The 17761-nt window shown below is 46.5% G+C and carries 17 protein-coding genes; all 17 read right to left on the reverse strand.

From position 1 onward, the window contains the following. Window positions 1-912 (reverse strand): asparagine--tRNA ligase (asnS, locus tag AC06L3_RS06485; protein ID WP_475669808.1); only part of this gene is annotated, 912 nt, incomplete at its 3' end. A 53-nt stretch (window positions 913-965) separates the two neighbouring features. Beyond that, the gene (locus AC06L3_RS06490) at window positions 966-3140 is read right to left on the reverse strand and encodes a family 10 glycosylhydrolase (protein WP_475669809.1); all 2175 of its coding nucleotides are present in this window, start codon (window positions 3138-3140) and stop codon (window positions 966-968) included. Between the two features lie 24 nt (window positions 3141-3164). After that, a complete protein-coding gene (locus tag AC06L3_RS06495; RefSeq protein ID WP_475669810.1) occupies window positions 3165-4445 on the reverse strand; it encodes an alkaline phosphatase in 1281 nt (426 codons plus the stop codon). Window positions 4446-4543: 98 nt separating this feature from the next. Then, the gene (locus tag AC06L3_RS06500) at window positions 4544-4999 is read right to left on the reverse strand and encodes an ExbD/TolR family protein (protein WP_475669811.1); all 456 of its coding nucleotides are present in this window, start codon (window positions 4997-4999) and stop codon (window positions 4544-4546) included. Window positions 5000-5012: 13 nt separating this feature from the next. Continuing rightward, window positions 5013-5591, reverse strand: coding sequence for an ExbD/TolR family protein (locus AC06L3_RS06505; protein ID WP_475669812.1), 579 nt, complete (start codon window positions 5589-5591; stop codon window positions 5013-5015). 2 nt (window positions 5592-5593) lie between these two features. Then, a complete protein-coding gene (locus tag AC06L3_RS06510) occupies window positions 5594-6010 on the reverse strand; it encodes a hypothetical protein (RefSeq protein WP_475669813.1) in 417 nt (138 codons plus the stop codon). 13 nt (window positions 6011-6023) lie between these two features. Continuing rightward, window positions 6024-6758: a MotA/TolQ/ExbB proton channel family protein gene (locus tag AC06L3_RS06515; RefSeq protein ID WP_475669814.1), complete on the reverse strand. Its 735-nt coding sequence runs from the start codon at window positions 6756-6758 to the stop codon at window positions 6024-6026. A gap of 110 nt (window positions 6759-6868) precedes the next feature. Next, window positions 6869-7900: an asparaginase gene (locus AC06L3_RS06520; RefSeq protein WP_475669815.1), complete on the reverse strand. Its 1032-nt coding sequence runs from the start codon at window positions 7898-7900 to the stop codon at window positions 6869-6871. 8 nt (window positions 7901-7908) lie between these two features. Further along, entirely contained in the window at window positions 7909-8673 is a 765-nt protein-coding gene (locus AC06L3_RS06525) for a TatD family hydrolase (RefSeq protein ID WP_475669816.1), read from the reverse strand. Next, on the reverse strand, window positions 8673-9812 hold the full coding sequence (dprA, locus tag AC06L3_RS06530; protein ID WP_475669817.1) for a DNA-processing protein DprA: 1140 nt from the start codon (window positions 9810-9812) through the stop codon (window positions 8673-8675). The genes AC06L3_RS06525 and dprA overlap by 1 nt, the downstream gene beginning before the upstream one ends. 83 nt (window positions 9813-9895) lie before the next feature. Further along, window positions 9896-10945: a tRNA preQ1(34) S-adenosylmethionine ribosyltransferase-isomerase QueA gene (queA, locus tag AC06L3_RS06535; protein ID WP_475669818.1), complete on the reverse strand. Its 1050-nt coding sequence runs from the start codon at window positions 10943-10945 to the stop codon at window positions 9896-9898. A 10-nt stretch (window positions 10946-10955) separates the two neighbouring features. After that, window positions 10956-11699 (reverse strand): tRNA pseudouridine(55) synthase TruB, encoded by a 744-nt coding sequence (gene truB, locus AC06L3_RS06540; RefSeq protein WP_475669819.1) that lies wholly within the window; start codon window positions 11697-11699, stop codon window positions 10956-10958. Window positions 11700-11701: 2 nt separating this feature from the next. Beyond that, window positions 11702-12133, reverse strand: a complete 432-nt coding sequence (rpiB, locus tag AC06L3_RS06545) for a ribose 5-phosphate isomerase B (RefSeq protein WP_475669820.1) — start codon at window positions 12131-12133, stop codon at window positions 11702-11704. 23 nt (window positions 12134-12156) lie between these two features. Continuing rightward, window positions 12157-13752: a S41 family peptidase gene (locus AC06L3_RS06550; protein WP_475669821.1), complete on the reverse strand. Its 1596-nt coding sequence runs from the start codon at window positions 13750-13752 to the stop codon at window positions 12157-12159. 9 nt (window positions 13753-13761) lie between these two features. Continuing rightward, window positions 13762-14199, reverse strand: a complete 438-nt coding sequence (locus tag AC06L3_RS06555; protein WP_475669822.1) for a deoxycytidylate deaminase — start codon at window positions 14197-14199, stop codon at window positions 13762-13764. 12 nt (window positions 14200-14211) lie between these two features. Further along, complete coding sequence (locus AC06L3_RS06560; RefSeq protein WP_475669823.1) at window positions 14212-15864, reverse strand: AMP-binding protein; 1653 nt, start codon at window positions 15862-15864, stop codon at window positions 14212-14214. Between the two features lie 18 nt (window positions 15865-15882). Beyond that, complete coding sequence (locus AC06L3_RS06565; protein ID WP_475669824.1) at window positions 15883-17709, reverse strand: ABC transporter ATP-binding protein; 1827 nt, start codon at window positions 17707-17709, stop codon at window positions 15883-15885. Window positions 17710-17761 lie beyond the last annotated feature (52 nt).

Raw genomic sequence — 17761 nt, forward strand, 5'->3', positions numbered from 1 at the left:
CTCAGTATTGATCACACCCTCCAGACGGCTTAACAGGTCCTTGTCAAACATATCGTTGAGGAACCACAGAACATCCATGCAATTGTCAAGAGCATATTTCACAAGATACTTGATAAAATCCTCGGCAAGATTCATGTTGTCGGTAATGTCGTTGAACGCTACCTCAGGTTCTACCATCCAGAATTCAGCCAGATGCCTTGGAGTATTTGAATTCTCCGCCCTGAAGGTTGGTCCGAATGTGTAGATCTGGCCGAGTGACATTGCACCGAGCTCACCTTCAAGCTGTCCGCTTACCGTAAGTGATGTCTGACGGCCGAAGAAGTCCTTGCTGTAGTCTATCTTTCCGTCCTCGGTCTTTGGAACATTGTCAAGATCCATTGTAGTAACCTGGAACATCTCGCCTGCTCCCTCGCAGTCCGATGCTGTGATAAGAGGTGTATGAAGATAGAAGAAGCCTTTGCTGTTGAAATAACTGTGGATTGCAAAAGCCATTGCGTGGCGTATTCTCAATACTGCGCCCATTGTATTGGTTCTTGGACGCAAGTGAGCTATCTCCCTGAGGAACTCAAGGCTGTGACCCTTTTTCTGAAGAGGATATGTTGCATCCGCCTTACCGTAGATTTCTATTCTTGAAGCCTGGATCTCAACACTCTGACCCTTTCCCTGAGACTCAACGAGCCTGCCCCATACCGCAAGGCATGTGCCTGTTGTAATGTCCTTGAGAAGGTCTTCACTGAAACAGGCCGCATCGCAGACAAGCTGAATATTGTTTATTGTAGAGCCATCATTCAATGCTATGAACGAAACGTTCTTGTTCCCTCTTTTGGTTCTTACCCAGCCTTTGGCCAGGACATCACATCCGGGAGTCTTTGAAAGCAGCTCCACCACCCTTAACCTTTTGATATCTTCCATAATGATTTAACGTAAATTCAAAACGCAAAAATAACTAAAATACAAATCTGATGTTATTCCTCAACCCACTTCCTTATGCCCTCTTTCCATATTTGATAGCCTTCGGGCTTCAAATGCAGTCCGTCAGGTGAAATGCTTGCCTTGAGGACCTCCTTGCTGCCATCCTCAAGGAACAGGTCGTGAATGTATAAGTATTGCACGCCCCTGCGCTCGCACATCTTCTCAAGAACCGCGTTGGTTTCGTTCACAACGTGTGTCTTGCCGTTCAACGCCTTGTATCTCTTGAAACTTTCATTGAAAGGCAGAAGGCTTTCAACGTATATCTTTGTCTTAGGGCATTCCTTCTGAATCCTGTCAATCACTTTCTCTATTCTACCAACGATGGTATCGGCACACAGATTGTGGCTTATGTCATTGGCGCCTGTAAGGAAGAACAGTTTCGCAGGCTTGCCCTTGATAATCTCCTCCAGTCTGTCATATATGCCATCGGCAGTGTCCCCGATTATTCCCCTGTTGCGGATGGAACCTCCTTTCCTCTCAAGTTCCGCCTGCACTTCAGGGAAGTACTCCTCCCACTTGCCGCCCTGTGTGAGGCTGTTGCCAAGGAAGACATAATCCTTTGAATCTACCGGAATCTGGCTTGCAAATTCCTCAAGGCGCGGGTAGTAATAGTCACAGTAGCCTTTGGTCTCCTCCCAGACAACATTGCCACGGCTCTCGTTCCAGCATTTGTCAACTACGCTCACCACATACCTGCTGCCTTTCTTATGATCCAGGCTCTTGTCCTTGTGATGGCAGTTCTCTGCAATGCTGAACTGTGTGTCACGTGTAATCTTGATTATATACTCGCTGTTGGCGGTATTGACCTCAACGCCCGCAGGGAAGTAGTAAATTACATAGAAATGAGCTTTCTGCATCTGATCTGCAGCATCCTTCCTGTTCTGGTTCCACTTGAGCAGATGTCCTTCTTTCCTGAGATTCTCAACAGGCTTAGGAGCTGTTGAATCAATATCGGAATATGCAGGAATAAGCGCAGGATACTTCTGATAAACCTGAATAAGGCTGTCGGCAATATGTGCATGATTACGTACAACCGACCAGCCCGGCCACCATACGTTACCGTGAACGTTCGGAAGTGTCCTAACGAGTTCCATCTTGCGTCTAAGCTGGGTGGTTGAAGGATCTCTCAGGTCTTTCTTGCTCAACGAGCTCACATTCTGGCCAACATAGAAATGAGCTTTGTGAGTATTTGCGCTCCACCATTTTATAAGAGTCTCGTAATCAGCCCTTGGATGACCTATCTCCCAGTAAATCTGCGGCACGTTATAATCTATGTAGCCCTTCTCAACCCAGAGAGGGATATCTGCATACAAAGCTTCATAGCATGAGAGACCGTTTGTTTCGCTTCCGCTGCCGTCGGGCGTGTCCTTCTTGTTCCTGTGAATACCGAAAGGACTGATTCCCAGCCTTATCCAAGGTTTAACCTTTTTAATGGCAATGTTGATGTCGCGCATCAGAATTGTAACGTTGTCACGTCTCCAGTCGGCCTTGTGGTCCTTGTCAAAGCCTTGCTTTGCGCCATATTTCCTGAAAGAAGCCTCATCATTGAATTCCTCTCCGGCAATGGGATAAGGATAGAAATAATCATCGAAATGAATGGCATCAACATCATACCTCTTTACAATGTCAACCATCACCTTGGTCACGAATTTTCTTGACGCAGGCTCGCCCGGATTGAAATACCACTGCTTGCCGTACTTCACAAAAAGTTCAGGATGTTTGTAATACAGATGATCAGCACACAAGGTATCGCTTTCCTCCGATGTAACCCTGTAAGGATTGCACCAGGCATGCAGTTCCATACCGCGTTTGTGGCACTCCTCAACAGCGAATGCAAGCGGATCCCAGTATGGCTCAGGAGCCCTGCCCTGTACACCGGTGAGATATCTGGTCCACGGCTCCAGTTCTGAATCATAGAAGGCATCTGCGTCCGGTCTCACCTGAAAGAGGACTGCGTTGCAGCCTGCAAGTTTCAGGGAATCAAAGGTTGCAATCAATTTCTCCTGCAACTGGGAACTGGTCTGAGTGGCAATTCGCTTGTTGCCAACAATATGCAGCCAGGCTCCTCGGAACTCGCGTTTAGGGAGTTCCTGTGCGTAACTGTTTGCAAATACCGCCATCAGGATTAATGCTGAGGCCAGAACGGAAAAGAGCTGTCGTGTTTTCATACTATTGATAAATAATGATTTTTTCTAATGCTTTTTCATATCCGGGTTGAATTCAATTCCCATGGCATTACATATCTTTCTTGGGATATCAGTGTTGTTCTGCCTTCCCGAGAATTGCAGGCTGCCTGCTCCGATTGCAAAGACAGGCACTGCTCCACCACAATGTGATGAGGTGGTCCACCCGATTTTAGTCTTGACTGAAACTGAATCAAGCTGTTCAGGGCCATGCATGTAATTGTCAAGCGTAAGATTGGATTTGGTTGTATCGCTTTTCATTGCCGGCACATTTTCAAGGTCTATGGAGTAGCCGCTATTCCTTCCTATTGACACGCCTCCCGTCTCATGATCAGCAGTAACCACTATCAATGTTTCATCCGGATGCTCAAGATAGAAACTGTACGCCACTCTGATTGCCTGGTCCATATCTATGACTTCGTAAATGGTGTTTGCAACGTCATTGTCGTGAGCGGCCCAGTCAATCATACCTCCTTCAGCCATAATGAAGAAGCCTTTCCCGTCATCAAGCCTTTCAATGGCTGTTTCAACCATATCTGTCAGACTCATGTCTGTAAGTTCCCTGTCACTTGCATACGGAAGGGTTGCCCCTCTCAAAGTACCGGATTGAACAAGAACCATCTTTCCACGATTGTCCTTCTTTGATTTATAATCATCCATGCCGTAAGCGATTGTATAACCCGCATCGGCAATCATTTTCTCAAGTTCAAGGCGTTTCGTACTGTCCTGGGCATCCGCACCCTTGACACCATACAGTCCGCCACCTGCAAAGAATTCAAAGCCGCTGGCCGGCATCTGGCTTGCAACATTGAAGTAATCGCTTCTGGATGCATTTGACGCATAGAAACAGGCAGGGGTTGCATGATCAACAGGGACATTTGACATAATACCAACGTTGTACCCGGCATTGTGTATCATATAGGAAATGCTTGTGAGTTCCGTTGAATCAGGAAGAACACCGAGCATGTGGTTGTTTGTCTTGAAACCGGTTGAAAGAGCTGTACCGGCGGCTGAAGAGCAAGTAATCCAGTTGCTTGCGGAATATGTTGTGGCCATGCCCATAACTGGGAACTGCGTGAAGCACAAAGGGAAACTGGAAGGCTCATCGGCCTGGCCCGGAGTTACAGCTTCGGCAATGTATGCTTCTGTCAAGGCAATATGGGAGAATCCCATCCCATCACCAATAAAATAGAAAACATATTTGGCTTTGTTGTCCTGTGGATCATGTGCGCAGGATGAAAGAAAGAGAAGCAGCAGAGCCGCAAGAATTTGAATATTTCTTTTCATCATTAAGAATTAAAAACACCTGTGCCACAAAGATAAATAAAAAAAGGAGACGGCTGACATTTTCAGCCGTCTCCTTTTAATAACATCAGTCTTAAGCTGCACTATTTTGCAGAGTACATGATCTTAAGAGCCGAACAACGTCTCAATTCCTGCTTTACATCAGTGATAATACCCATACGTACGTTCTGGTCAGCCTTGATGACAACTGTCATGAAGCTTCTGTCAGCCTCTGAAAGAGCATCACGCTCAGCAGCCACGAAGTCACGGATATCCTGAACACTCTTGAAGGAGTCATTCAACTGGATACGAGCATCGGTACCGAACTCCGCCTGTTTGCTCTTGACAGGTGTACCTATGTTGATGTAAGAAGCCAAATCCTTACGTTCAAGTTTTGCTATTTCACTTGCATGTGGCAAGTTTACTGTTACCAAAGCCTCCTGGTCTCTCAACTGGGTTGTAACCATGAAGAAGAACAAAATCATGAAGACGATATCAGGAAGAGATGATGTGTTAAGTTTAGGAGCCTCTTTGCTACCTGTTCTTGCGAATTTTGCCATTTCTCAATCCTCCTTATTTCTTCTTTGTAATGTCCTTAGGCTCTGCCTCTGAAATGCTCAAAGGAACAGCGTCTCTAACAATTTTCTGGTGATCCTCATCCAAGGAAGCGTAAACCTTTCCGAAGTTTGCCTTTGCAAAATCATCACGTAACTGGTTGAAAGCCTTTGCAAGCTCATTCTGAACCATCAGATATGAGTTGTAGCTTGTACCACGTGTATTCTGCAATGAAACAACACCCTTGGAAACCTGGCACTCACCAAAACCTTCAATGTTCTTCATCTCCTTCTCAGGCTTGGTATCGCTGTTGGTTGGATTAGCAATGAAGTCAGCAACAATGTCCTTGAGCTGATCTATCTCGATAATCTGACCACCGGCAATGATCCTGTCATTCTGGTTGATCTTGACCTGAATGACATTTCTCTCCTTAACCTTTATATCCTCTGTCTTCTGATCCTCAGGAGGAATAGGAGGCAGACGGCGCTGGAGACCCTTGTCTGAGTTCATGGTTGTTGTTGTCAACCAGAAAATCAGCATGAGGAAAGAGATATCCGCCATTGAACTAGCATTCAATTCCGGTGTTGGTCTTGCCATAATTATTTCCTTAATGAGTTAATAAATGAACCGAAGCAAATCAAAAGGAAAGCTGCAAGTGTAAGAATACCTGAAAGGATAAGACCTGCATCTGTCCATTTCAATGTTGAAGCTGAAGCCTGTGTCTTTGATGCTGTCTCAGGAAGCGGATCACCGCTGCCGCACAGGTAGCATATCACACACAGAACAACGAGAATGCCAACTTTTACCAAAGCGCCCTTTGCACCTTTTCCTGTAGGAAACATTACAGGAAGTACAAAAGTAGCTATGATGGCAATGGCCAGCAGAACGTATGACCAGTTGAGCATCAGCGCTACAACACCCTCTTCATTGCTACCAAGTCCTACGAGGAAAACAACGAGGACAATGATAGAAACTACAAAGAGTATGTAAAGTAAATATTTTGGTAATTTCTTCATAACTGTCTTTCAATTATTTTTTGTTATATGCAGCAATCATATCAACGAGTGCGATTGAAGAATCCTCCATTGCAAGAACGAGGCTGTCAATCTTTGATACGAGGTAGTTGTAGAACAACTGAAGGATGATAGCAACGATCAAACCACCAACGGTTGTAATCAAAGCAACTTTCATACCACCTGCAACAATGTTTGGAGAGATATCACCTGCAATTGCAATAGCGTCGAATGCAGCGATCATACCGATAATTGTTCCCAAGAATCCGAGTGAAGGAGCAATAGCAATGAACAAAGTAATCCATGAAAGACCGCTCTCGAGCTGGCTCATCTGAACACCACCGTAAGAAACAACTGATTTCCCAACCATCCCAACACCCTCAACGGCGCGGAGAAGACCCTGATAGAAAATAGAAGCAACCGGACCGCGTGTGTTACGGCAAACGTCCTTTGCAGCCTCGATACCACCCTCGTTGAGAGCGCCCTCTATCTTGTTGAGGAGTTTGGTTGTGTTTGTTGTAGCCATGTTCAGGTAAATGATTCTCTCAATTACAATAGCAAGACCGAAGATAAGGCACAACAATACTGTAGCCATGAAGCCTGCACCACCCTCGATGAATTTAATCTTAATCTGCTGGTAAACAGGAATGTCTGTAGCTACAGAGAGTTCATTGGCTTCCTGAGCGAGAGCTGAATCAGCAGCAAAGGCTACGAGGCCGAATACTGCCAGAAACATGAAAAATTTTTTCATAGGTTTTTAGTAATTAAATTAAACAATGTATTTATTAGTATTAATCTTTTTCCAGTCTTTCACAAAATACTTCGCAATTTACACAATTTTTTTTGATTATTCACAAAATTTCACACTTCGCCCCTCATATTTGTTGCCATCAAGCGTCTAATTTCCAACATATCAGACTCTTGCCCCAATAAAAAGAATAATTTTGCAATTGTGGCCTCAAAGGTCATGTCCGCTCCTCCAACAACGCCCGCATCCCTGAGCGCCACCCCGGTTGCATAGGTTCCCATATCCACCTTCCCCTCCAGGCACTGTGTTATGTTCACCACCAGCATCCCTCCGGACACGGCTTGCTTTATGCGGTCTATGAACCATCCGCTGGTAGGCGCATTCCCGCTTCCGAACGTTTCAAGCACCAGGGCCCTGGCGCCTGCTGTACCGATAACGGCGTCAACCGCAGCTTCAGAAATACCCGGGAACAGCTTGAGAACGGCAACATTGCCGGATAGCCTGCTGTTGACCTTGAGCTTCCTCCCCCATTGCACAGGATAGCGGATATTCCCGGTTTCGTACTTGATGTGTATGCCAACGTGAGCCAGCACAGGATAATTCGGCGAACGGAACGCCCTGAAATATTCAGCATTGTACTTGGTGGTCCTGTTACCGCGGTAAAGCATGCTGTCGAAATAGATGCACACCTCGGGGACAATGGCATGCCCGTTCTCATCGGTGCCGGCCGCTATCTCAACTGAGGATATCAGATTTTCCTTGCCATCGGTACGTAACATGCCTATAGGGAGCTGGCTTCCCGTGAAGACCACAGGCTTTTCAAGGTCATCGAGCATGAAGCTCAGCGCCGAAGCGGAGAAGGACATTGTATCCGTGCCGTGCAGAATCACAAAACCGTTGTATTTCTCATAGTTCTCCTCGATTGTGGCCGCAAGCTTCTGCCAGAATGAAGGCTGTACGTCCGACGAATCAATGAGAGGGCTGTATGAAATTGTGTCTATCCTGTACCCGAACTTGCCCAGTTCCGGCACCTCGCTCGATATCTGGTTGAAATTGAACGGAACCAGCGCTCCGCTTGCGGAATCAATCTTCATTCCTATCGTTCCGCCTGTGTAAATGATGAGTATCGATTTCCTTTCTTCCATATCCTGTATCAGATTCCAAAAAGTTTTCTTGCGTTCTCCGTAGTGATTTCCGCCACCTCCTCAATGCAGCAACCCTTGATGGACTGCACTTTCGAGGCTATCACCGGTATATAGGAGCTTTCATTCCTCTTGCCCCTGTATGGCACCGGCGACAGATAAGGACAATCCGTTTCCAGAACTATGTCCCGCAGAGGTACCTGCTCAAGCACGGAAACCACTCCTGCATTCCTGTATGTAAGCACACCGCCTATCCCCAGCTTGAAATCCCCGATCCTGCAGATCTCCCTGTAAGATTCAAGACTGCCGGAGAAAGCATGGAACACCCCCCTTAGCCCCTTGATTCCGCGGATGATTTCAAGAGTTCTGTCCATTGCATTACGGACATGAAGTATTACAGGAAGATTCTGTCTGAGCGCCAGATTCAGCTGCACTTTGAGCGCCTCCGTCTGCTCGTCAATGAATTCGGAGCTCCAGTATGTGTCAAGCCCTATCTCCCCCACTGCACACCAGGAACCCTCCTCTATCTTACCAACAGCGAAATCCAGCTCCTCCCTCCAGTTGGCGCCCACCGAGGTTGGATGAAGGCCCATCGCCCCGAAAGCATATCCTTCCATTGAAGACAACGCTGCCATCTGGGCATCATAACTGGATATGTCTATTGCCGGAAGAACCAGCGACCTGAGCCCGGCAGCCTTGCAGCGTGCCAGTACATCCTGCCTGTCCCCGTCGAATGCGGTATCGTAAATATGCGAATGTGTATCAATAAATTCCATCAAGCCAAAGAATATATGTCCGAGCCTCTGTTCCTCACAGCTCCGCTCAGTTCCAATTCCAGAAGGATGAGTGAGACTTCTGAAAAAGGAATACCTGTAAGCTGGCATATTTCATCGGCATTTCTGCCTGAAATATCTTTTAAAGTTAACATTATTTTCCTTTTTTTATCATCGTCGTTGAAAAAAAGTTCTTTCTCGTTGGTTCTGTGACCGAATTCCAGAGTTCCCAGTCCCATTGATTCGCAAAGCTGGTCGGGCCTGTAGATGGTATCGGCCATCTTCTTTGACAACAGATAGTTGCACCCGCTTGAATTTGGGTCAGTCAGACGTCCAGGAATTGCAAAGACCTCACGGTTATAAGAGCAGGCGAACTGTGCGCTTGTCATTGCGCCACCATGTATTCTGCTTTCAGGAAGCACAAGCCAGTCCGACATTCCGGCAATGATTCTGTTCCGTTTGATGAAATTCATCTTCAGAGCCTTGGTGCCCGGGGGAAATTCGGTGACAACCGCTCCTTGCCTGACAATTTGCGCAGCATAGTCTCTGTGGCAACTCGGATAAATGCTGTCTATTCCATTTGGCAGCACCGCCACAGTTCTGCCACCGCATTCAAGAGCCGCTTTGTGTGCGGCAATGTCTATTCCGTAGGCAAGGCCGCTGACAACCGTAACCCCATATCCGCAGACAGCCTTTACAAGTTCCGATGTTGTTTCCATACCATACGCACTTGGCAGCCTGGTGCCCACGAATGCGCAGCACCTGCTGCTGTTCCAGGAAATTTCGCCAATGCAATAAAGTACCGGAGGAGCATCGTTGCATTCAAGCAACAATTGCGGATAATCACTGTCTGCAAGATTCAGCATCCTTACATTCCTGCGTTCCATCCATTCAAGTTCTTGTCTGGAACTTTCAATCGAACCCGAATCAGAAAGCAGGCTCATGGCATGGCTGGATATTGCCAGTCCGTACTTCCCGCAATATGCACTACCCCTCCCTGAAGAACATGCTTTCAGGAATGACTCAAGAAAGATTTCAGGTCCGGTTTGCGATAAGGCGGTTTCAAGCAGTTTCCTGAACAGTACCGGAGAATTCACCAGCGCCCTGTTCAGAACATTCAGATAAACATTCAGATTTTCCATACAAGCACAAAAAAACAAGCCCAAGATAAGCATCCGGGCCTGTTCATTAATGTGATTATACGTTTATATACGTTTATAAACGTTTATATGATGAGCATTGCATCTCCGTATGTTCCGAATTTATAGTCATTCTCCAAAGCAACCTTGTATGCATTCATCACTTTATCAAAACCTCCGAATGCCGCAACTGTCATAAGCATTGTAGACAAAGGAAGCTGGAAATTGGTAATGAGAGCATCCGCTATCTGAAAATCGTACGGAGGGAAAATGAACTTGTTTGTCCAGTCCTCGTAAGGTTTCACCTGAGCATTGGTTGTAATTGGAGTCTCCAAAGCTCTGATCACGGTAATTCCAACAGCAAATATCTTATGTCCCGCCGCCTTGGTGGCATTGATTGCATCAGCTGCCTCCTCTGTAATGACCATCTGCTCTGAATCCATTTTATGTTTCGACAGATCCTCAACGTCAACTGTCCTGTAATGCCCCAGACCCATATGCAGGGTTATGAATTCCTTGTTAACGTTCCTGAGCTCCATCCTCTTGAACAGTTCCCTGCTGAAATGCAAACCGGCGGCAGGAGTTACAACCGCACCTTCATTCCTTGCATAGATGGTATGGAAACGGTCTTCATCCATTTCTTCCGGTTCCTCCCTTATCCATTTAGGAATAGGAATCTTGCCAACGCTGAACAGAGTCTTACGGAACTCGTCGTATGGTCCGTCATACAGGAAGCGCAATGTCCGTCCTCTTGATGTTGTATTGTCAATGACTTCCGCCACCAGTGAGTCATCCTCTCCGAAATAGAGCTTGTTGCCTATCCTTATCTTTCTTGCAGGATCCACAAGCACATCCCAGAGTCTGAGGTCGCTGTTGAGCTCGCGCAGAAGAAAGACCTCAATCTCGGCGCCTGTCTTTTCCTTGTTGCCCTTGAGTCTTGCAGGAAAGACCTTGGTATCATTGAAAACGAAAGTATCGCCAGCCGACATATAATCAATGATATCCTTGAACAGTTTATGTTCTATTTCACCGGTGTCCTTGTGCAGAACAAGAAGTTTGGATTCATCTCTGTATCTTGCCGGATATTTTGCTATCTGCTCCTGGGCAAGAGGGAAGTTGAATTGAGAAAGTTTCATATCTTTTATACTATATATCTTTTATTATTTGTTCCAGTTGTTCCATGCCAAGGCATTTGCCTATGTTGAAATCCCCGGACATGGTTCTCATCAGACCCGAAAGGTATGCGCCGCTGTTCAGTGCCCTTCCCAGATCCCTGGCGAAAGCCCTTATGTACGTACCCTTGCTGCATCGTATTCTCACAAGCATTTCAGGAAGCTCGAAGGAAAGAAGTTCATTTTCATAGACCGTTATCCTGTTGGGCTTCATTATGGTGTCATCCTCCCCCTGCCTTGCAAGAGTATATGCCCTGTGACCGTCCACCATCTTTGCTGAAAATACGGGTGGCACCTGGTCAATCTCACCGGTCATTTCCGCAAGTGCCTTCTCAACCATAGGCCTGTCTATATGCTCATAAGGGTAAGTTGCGTCTATTTCCTTCTCACGATCGAAAGATGGAGTTGTTGCACCCACCGTAACCTGAGCTATGTATTCTTTAGGAGCAGCCTGCAGGTCCTCCGCAAGTTTGGTAGCTTTGCCCACACATATCAGAAGCACCCCCTGCGCAAGCGGATCAAGTGTTCCGGCATGGCCCACTTTCAACGATTTGTTGTGAAACTTGCGTTGAAGCATGAACTTCACCTTTCTTACAGCATCGGCACTGGTCCATCCGAGCTCCTTGTTGAAAGGAATGACTATGCCGCCCGGATATGAATCCATGCTGCTGTCAAGTTTTCCCTTGAATAAAGAGTCAAGAATGAAAGGCTCTGTCATACTTATTTCACCGCTATCTTGTCAATTCTTCTCTGATGTCTGCCACCCTCGAAAGAGGCGTTCATATAAGCATCGAGTATTTCCTTGGCCTGTTCCACGGAAATGAATCGGGCAGGCATGGCAAGCACATTGGCATTGTTGTGCTGTTTTGCAAGAGCTGCGATTTCAGGAATCCAGCAGAGAGCTCCTCTTACGCCCTGATGCTTGTTGGCTGTCATGCAGATGCCGTTTCCGGTTCCGCAGATGGCTATTCCAAAGCTTACGGTCCCTTGCTCCACTGAATTTGCAAGAGGGTGCGCGAAATCAGGATAGTCCACGCTTTCGCCTGAATCCGTTCCATAATCAAGCACTTCATATCCCTTTGCAGACAGATATTCCTTCAGCGCTGCTTTAAGTTCGAAACCGGCATGATCCGATGCCATTCCAACTTTCATATTATTATTCATATCACGAATCTCTATTTTATGATTTTTCTTGCTTTCAATGTGTCAATGGTATTGTCCAAAGTCAATATATATGGATAGAATGCGTCATCCCCCAGCTTGGTGTACCTCCCTACAAGTCCCTTGAGCTGTTCCTCTATTATCCTGCCTGAAGCCTTCCATTCACCAGTCCTCGGACTTACGCCGTTTTCACCGGAATAATCCAGGAACTCCTGCTTGAAGTCAATGGTCCTGAAAAGTCTGTCCAGCTCGGGCAGAGTGTCAATTGCTGCAAGCTGCTTCCTGTATTTGTCCGAAATGAATGCACTGCACTTTACAACAAGGCTCTTTCTGTTGACTTTTATAAGGAAGTCAGTAACTCCTGTGGTGTCAACAGGAACAAACTTGTCGGGTATTATACCACCGCCTCCATAAACTATCTTACCGCCCGGCGTAACGAATTTCAGCGAATCATTGACCTTGATACTGTCTGCATCCATCATCTCACCGCTTTGGTAACGTTTGTAAATATCCAACCTGTAATCCTCGCTGTAAGGTTTCTGGATTGAACGGCCTGTTGGAGTGAAATATCTGGCAACGGTAAGCCTGATTCCCGAATTGTCGGAGAAGAACAAAGGTTCCTGAACGAGACCCTTGCCGTATGAACGTCTTCCCACAATAAGGCCTCTGTCATTATCCTGAACGGCTCCTGCAAAAATTTCGCTTGAGGAAGCGGAATTCTCATTTATGAGCACCGTAAGAGGTATATCAAGCATTGTACCGCTGCCGTCAGCATAGAAATCCCGACGTTTCCTGTGAGCGCCTTCCAGATACACTATCAGTTTGCCGTTCCCAAGGAATTCATTTGCCATAAGCAGAGCCTGGTCGAAATAACCTCCGGAATTCTCCCTCAAATCAATGACAAGTGACTTCATTCCCTTGGATTTGAGCTGGACTGCTGCTTTCATGAATTCCAGATATGTGGTCTTTGTGAATTTCTCAACCTTGATATAGCCTGTTGATTCGCCTATCATATAGGCTATGTCAACACTTTTTACCGGGATGATATCCCTGACAATGGTGAAATCCAGAAGTTTTGGCTCCCCGGTTCTCTTCACCTGAATCCTTACTGAAGTACCGCGCGGCCCCTTGAGCCTTCTTACAATTGAATCCTGCGGAAAGTTTACACCTGCGATGGTATCACCTTCAACCGTGACAATCCTGTCGCCGGTGAGAATACCCGCTTTCTCTGAAGGACCTCCCTTGATGACTCCTATGATGACCGCCGTGTCCGAAGGAACATTGAACTGGATTCCTATTCCCGAGAAGTTCCCCTCCAGCGATTCATTCGCCTCCTCCAGCTCAACAGGTGGAAGATAAAGCGAGTGCGGATCCAGATTCTCCATCACGCCTGGCAGAAGTTTCTCAATCAGTTCCGCAGTATTTACAGTATCAACATAGTTGCGCTCTATCTGATCAAGGACCAGAAGCAATTTGCTCCATCTGGCCTCCGTAATCTTCAGAGTGTTCCGCTTAGGCGCCAGTATTCTTGCAAACACCATGATGCAAAGAATCAGCACCACCACCGTTGGCAGCAATTTCAGATATCTTTTCAACTTCTCTCTTTCCATAGTCAAATCCTAAAGCTGTTCCTCTTCCTCGGGATTGATACGGCAGACTTCTATACCGGCTCTCTGCAGCAGTTCAATTCCATCGGTCAGCCTGTATGCCCTTGAATAAACAACTCTTCTTATTCCAGCCTGTATTATCAGCTTTGAGCACTCCACACAAGGTGCATCGGTTACATAGATGGTTGCGCCATCGCTGCTGTTACCGCTCTTTGCAACTTTGGTTATAGCATTCGCCTCGGCATGAAGCACGTACGGATAAGTTACTCCATTCTCATCTTCACACACATTCTCGAATCCGCAGGGAGTTCCGTTATAACCGTCGGAGATGATCATTCTGTCCTTTACCATAAGGGCACCCACCTTGCGCCTTTTGCAATATGAATTCTCGCCCCATATTGCAGCCATCTTCAGATAGCTTACATCGAATTGCTTCTGCTTGGAGTCCATAGCTCAAAATCTCTACTTCTGGTACAGGAAACGTTTTATACTTCTCTTAGGAGTCTTCTCGAACTCCTTGTCCATGATTCTGTAATTTTCTATTCTTGAATAGTTCGGTAATGACGCATTCACCTGGTCAACTACTGTCTTCATGCATTCATCAACCTTTACATCAATGCCTTCGAACTGCTCTGCATTAGGGAAAATCAAGGCGGTAAGCTTGCCATTCTCTTCAATTACCAGGGATTCAGCAATGCTTGGCATGCTGTTCAGAGCGCTCTCGATTTCCTCCGGATAAATGTTCTGACCGCTAGGTCCGAGGAGCATGCTCTTGCATCTGCCTTTTATGAATATATAGCCATCGCTGTCAATGACGCCCATGTCTCCTGTCCTGAGCCAGCCGTCGGAAGTGAATGCCTCCGCCGACAGTTCTTCATTCTTGTAATAGCCGAGCATTACATTCTGACCTTTGAGCTGTATCTCTCCAGGCACGTTCATAGGATCACTGGAATCTATCCTTGCTTCAAGTTCATCAACCACTTTTCCACAGGAGCCCGGCTTTGATTTGTCCCATGCAGCGTATGTGACAATCGGAGCGCATTCGGTCATTCCATATCCTATTGTATATCTGAATTTTATCCTATGGAAGAATTCATCGGCCTCCTTATTGAATGCAGCACCGCCAATAATCACCTCCTTGAACTTGCGACCGAAATACGTCTCCAGTTCCTCCTTGATCCTGGTTTCCACCATTACATCTATCACAGGAATGGAAAGAAGCAGTTTCATTCCGGGCTTTGTGAGCAATGGAAGCAGTTTTGACTTGTAAATCTTCTCTATTATCATTGGCACCGCAATGATAATGTCAGGTTTGATGGCGTCAAAAGCCTCCATAATCATCTTAGGGCTCGGCAGTCTTGTAAGGAAATGGACATGCACTCCCTTGCAGATTTCATACAGGAATTCGAACATCATTCCATACATATGCGCCAGAGGAAGCATTGAAACCACATTAGTCTCCGAATTAACACCGGGATGAACACGTTTGGCAAAGTTCAGGTTGCCGTTCAAGGCCCTGAAAGGCAGCATTACTCCTTTTGAGAATCCGGATGTTCCGGATGTATAGTTTATGACGGCCAGCTGTTCGCCATCACTCTCCGTGCAGTAATGGAGATCATCCGCCGTGAAATCCTTAGGATACCTCTTGCCGAAGATTTCGTTCAAATGCTCGCGGCAATTGACTACATCTTCGTTCCTTGCAGCCAGAAGTCTGAAATCGGACACGCCTATGAATGCTTCAACAGCCGGCATCTCCTCCTTGTTCAAACCCCGCCAGACAATATCACCGGCAAAGAGTATCCGGCTTTCGGAATGATTGACAATGTGGTGCACACTGGCCGCTGTGAATTCATGAAGAATAGGGACAGGCACTGCTCCGTATGTCATTGCAGCAAGGAAAGCCACGCCCCAGTTCGCCTGATTCTTGCCGCAGATTGCAATCTTGTCTCCTCTTCTGACTCCGCACACTTCAAAAAGAATGTGCAGTTTGGCAATACGTCTGGCCACATCGCTGTACTTCAATGACATTCCCTTGTAATCGGAAAGTGCATTATTGTACCAGTTGTTCCTGACGCTGTCCTCTATTTGTTTGACAAATGATATATATTCGCTCATACGCCGGTTATTTCTTTTTTAACTAAAGTCCTGCAGCTTGCAGAGGTGTGAATAAAGGCCGCCTTTTGAAAGCAGTTCGTGATGCGTCCCTCGTTCCAGTATCGTTCCTTTTTCAAGCACCACTATCTCATCTGCGTTCTGAATGGTGGAGAGTCTGTGCGCTATCACTATTGACGTTCTGTTTTTCATCAGATTCGTAAGGGCGTCCTGAACCAGACGCTCGCTCTCCGTATCCAGTGCGGACGTTGCCTCATCCAGAATCAGGACAGGCGGATTCTTCAAGACAGCTCTTGCAATTGCCAGACGTTGACGCTGACCGCCTGAAAGTTTTGCTCCCCTGTCTCCTATATTGGTGTTGTATCCTTCAGGCATTTCGGAAATAAAGTCATGCGCATTGGCAATCTTTGCAGCCCGGATTACATCCTCTTCACTCACATTCTCCATACCGAATGAAATGTTGTTGAAGATGGTATCGTTGAACAGAATGGCCTCCTGGGTGACTATTCCCATAAGTCCTACAAGGTCACCTATCCTGTAATCCTTGATATTGGTCCCGTCCAGGAATATTCCACCATCGCTGATATCGTAGAATCTTGGCAGCAGATCAGCCATTGTGGACTTACCGCCTCCGGAAGGACCAACTATGGCAACTGTCCTGCCTTTTGGTATTTTTATGTTGATATCATGAAGTACAGGCTCCGCTCCATACGCAAAATTAACGTTGCGGAATTCAATGGCGGTGTCAAAGCTCGCTTTCTCCCGGGCAGTTTCCGATTCCTTGATAGGATTTTCGGCATCCAGTATTGCAAACAGTCTTCCGCCTGAAACGAGTCCCCTCTGAATGCTTGCGTATGCCTTGGATATCTGCTTGGCCGGTTCAAGCACCCTCCAGTAAAAGGCGAGATAAACCACGAAAGCAGGGCCGTCCATCCCGAGCTTGCCGTTGAAATGGAGCCATCCTCCATATAGCAGGACAAGAGCGGCAATGGTAATACCAAGGAATTCTGAAAGAGGGGAGGCCAGCTCCTGTCTGCTGAACATCTTGCGGCAGCTCCTTCTGTGCGCCTCATTCAAGTCATCAAAGCGACCGTCAACGAATTTCTGTGCATTGAAGGCCTTGATTATCCTTATTCCCGAAATCCCTTCCTCAAAGCAGCTGACTATCTGTCCCATCAAAGTCTGGGTTTCAACAGCCTTCCGCTTCAGATATTTGCTGATTCTTCCAATGACAATGGCTGAGAACGGCAGCGTTACAAGTGTTACCAGCGTAAGTTCCGGACTCATCACAAAAAGTCCTACGAGGAAGCCGATAATCAGCAACGGCTCCCTGAATATGACGTGGAAACTGTCCGCCACGCCGTTCTGGACCTCCGTGACATCATTCGAAATAGATGAAAGAATGTCTCCTTTCTTGTGTTCGTTGAAATAGCCTACATGCAGTGATGAAACCTTCTGAAAAAGAGCTCTCCTTATGTTCCGCATAATGTAGGTCCTCATGTCAACAAGAATTTTCTGTGAAAGATATCTTGTAAGGTTTGAAAGGAAACTCGTGAGAATAATGAAAAGACCCACAAAAGCCAGTGCGAACAGAGGACCGTCATCAGCCATCATGTTGGAAAGGTAATACCCGAAAACCTTCTCGAAATAATCGGGATTGAGTTCGAATTCAGGCTTTGATGCTACGGTATCTATCTTTTCAGGATCAAACAGCACTCTGAGCAACGGACCGAACAAAGCATAGTTTACAACGCCGAAAATTACCGAAAAAATGGAAAGCACCAGATAATTCGGCCAGAAGCGTCTGTATGGCTTTGCGTATGCAAGGAGTCGGAGGAAAGACTTCATATTCAAATCTACCAAACAAGCAGCAACGCCATTTTTGAGGCGCTGCTGCCGA

It is taken from the genome of Candidatus Egerieousia sp., from assembly GCF_056211015.1.

Excerpts from the sequence above, each read along its gene's own strand:
- AC06L3_RS06555 (WP_475669822.1), bottom strand. The coding sequence starts at position 14,199 with ATGGACTCCAAGCAGAAGCAATTCGATGTAAGCTATCTGAAGATGGCT.
- AC06L3_RS06500 (WP_475669811.1), bottom strand. The coding sequence starts at position 4,999 with ATGGCAAAATTCGCAAGAACAGGTAGCAAAGAGGCTCCTAAACTTAAC.
- dprA (WP_475669817.1), bottom strand. The coding sequence starts at position 9,812 with ATGGAAAATCTGAATGTTTATCTGAATGTTCTGAACAGGGCGCTGGTG.
- AC06L3_RS06520 (WP_475669815.1), bottom strand. The coding sequence starts at position 7,900 with ATGGAAGAAAGGAAATCGATACTCATCATTTACACAGGCGGAACGATA.
- truB (WP_475669819.1), bottom strand. The coding sequence starts at position 11,699 with ATGACAGAGCCTTTCATTCTTGACTCTTTATTCAAGGGAAAACTTGAC.
- AC06L3_RS06510 (WP_475669813.1), bottom strand. The coding sequence starts at position 6,010 with ATGAAGAAATTACCAAAATATTTACTTTACATACTCTTTGTAGTTTCT.
- AC06L3_RS06505 (WP_475669812.1), bottom strand. The coding sequence starts at position 5,591 with ATGGCAAGACCAACACCGGAATTGAATGCTAGTTCAATGGCGGATATC.
- AC06L3_RS06515 (WP_475669814.1), bottom strand. The coding sequence starts at position 6,758 with ATGAAAAAATTTTTCATGTTTCTGGCAGTATTCGGCCTCGTAGCCTTT.
- AC06L3_RS06495 (WP_475669810.1), bottom strand. The coding sequence starts at position 4,445 with ATGATGAAAAGAAATATTCAAATTCTTGCGGCTCTGCTGCTTCTCTTT.
- queA (WP_475669818.1), bottom strand. The coding sequence starts at position 10,945 with ATGAAACTTTCTCAATTCAACTTCCCTCTTGCCCAGGAGCAGATAGCA.
- AC06L3_RS06550 (WP_475669821.1), bottom strand. The coding sequence starts at position 13,752 with ATGGAAAGAGAGAAGTTGAAAAGATATCTGAAATTGCTGCCAACGGTG.
- AC06L3_RS06560 (WP_475669823.1), bottom strand. The coding sequence starts at position 15,864 with ATGAGCGAATATATATCATTTGTCAAACAAATAGAGGACAGCGTCAGG.
- AC06L3_RS06525 (WP_475669816.1), bottom strand. The coding sequence starts at position 8,673 with ATGGAATTTATTGATACACATTCGCATATTTACGATACCGCATTCGAC.
- rpiB (WP_475669820.1), bottom strand. The coding sequence starts at position 12,133 with ATGAAAGTTGGAATGGCATCGGATCATGCCGGTTTCGAACTTAAAGCA.
- AC06L3_RS06565 (WP_475669824.1), bottom strand. The coding sequence starts at position 17,709 with ATGAAGTCTTTCCTCCGACTCCTTGCATACGCAAAGCCATACAGACGC.
- AC06L3_RS06490 (WP_475669809.1), bottom strand. The coding sequence starts at position 3,140 with ATGAAAACACGACAGCTCTTTTCCGTTCTGGCCTCAGCATTAATCCTG.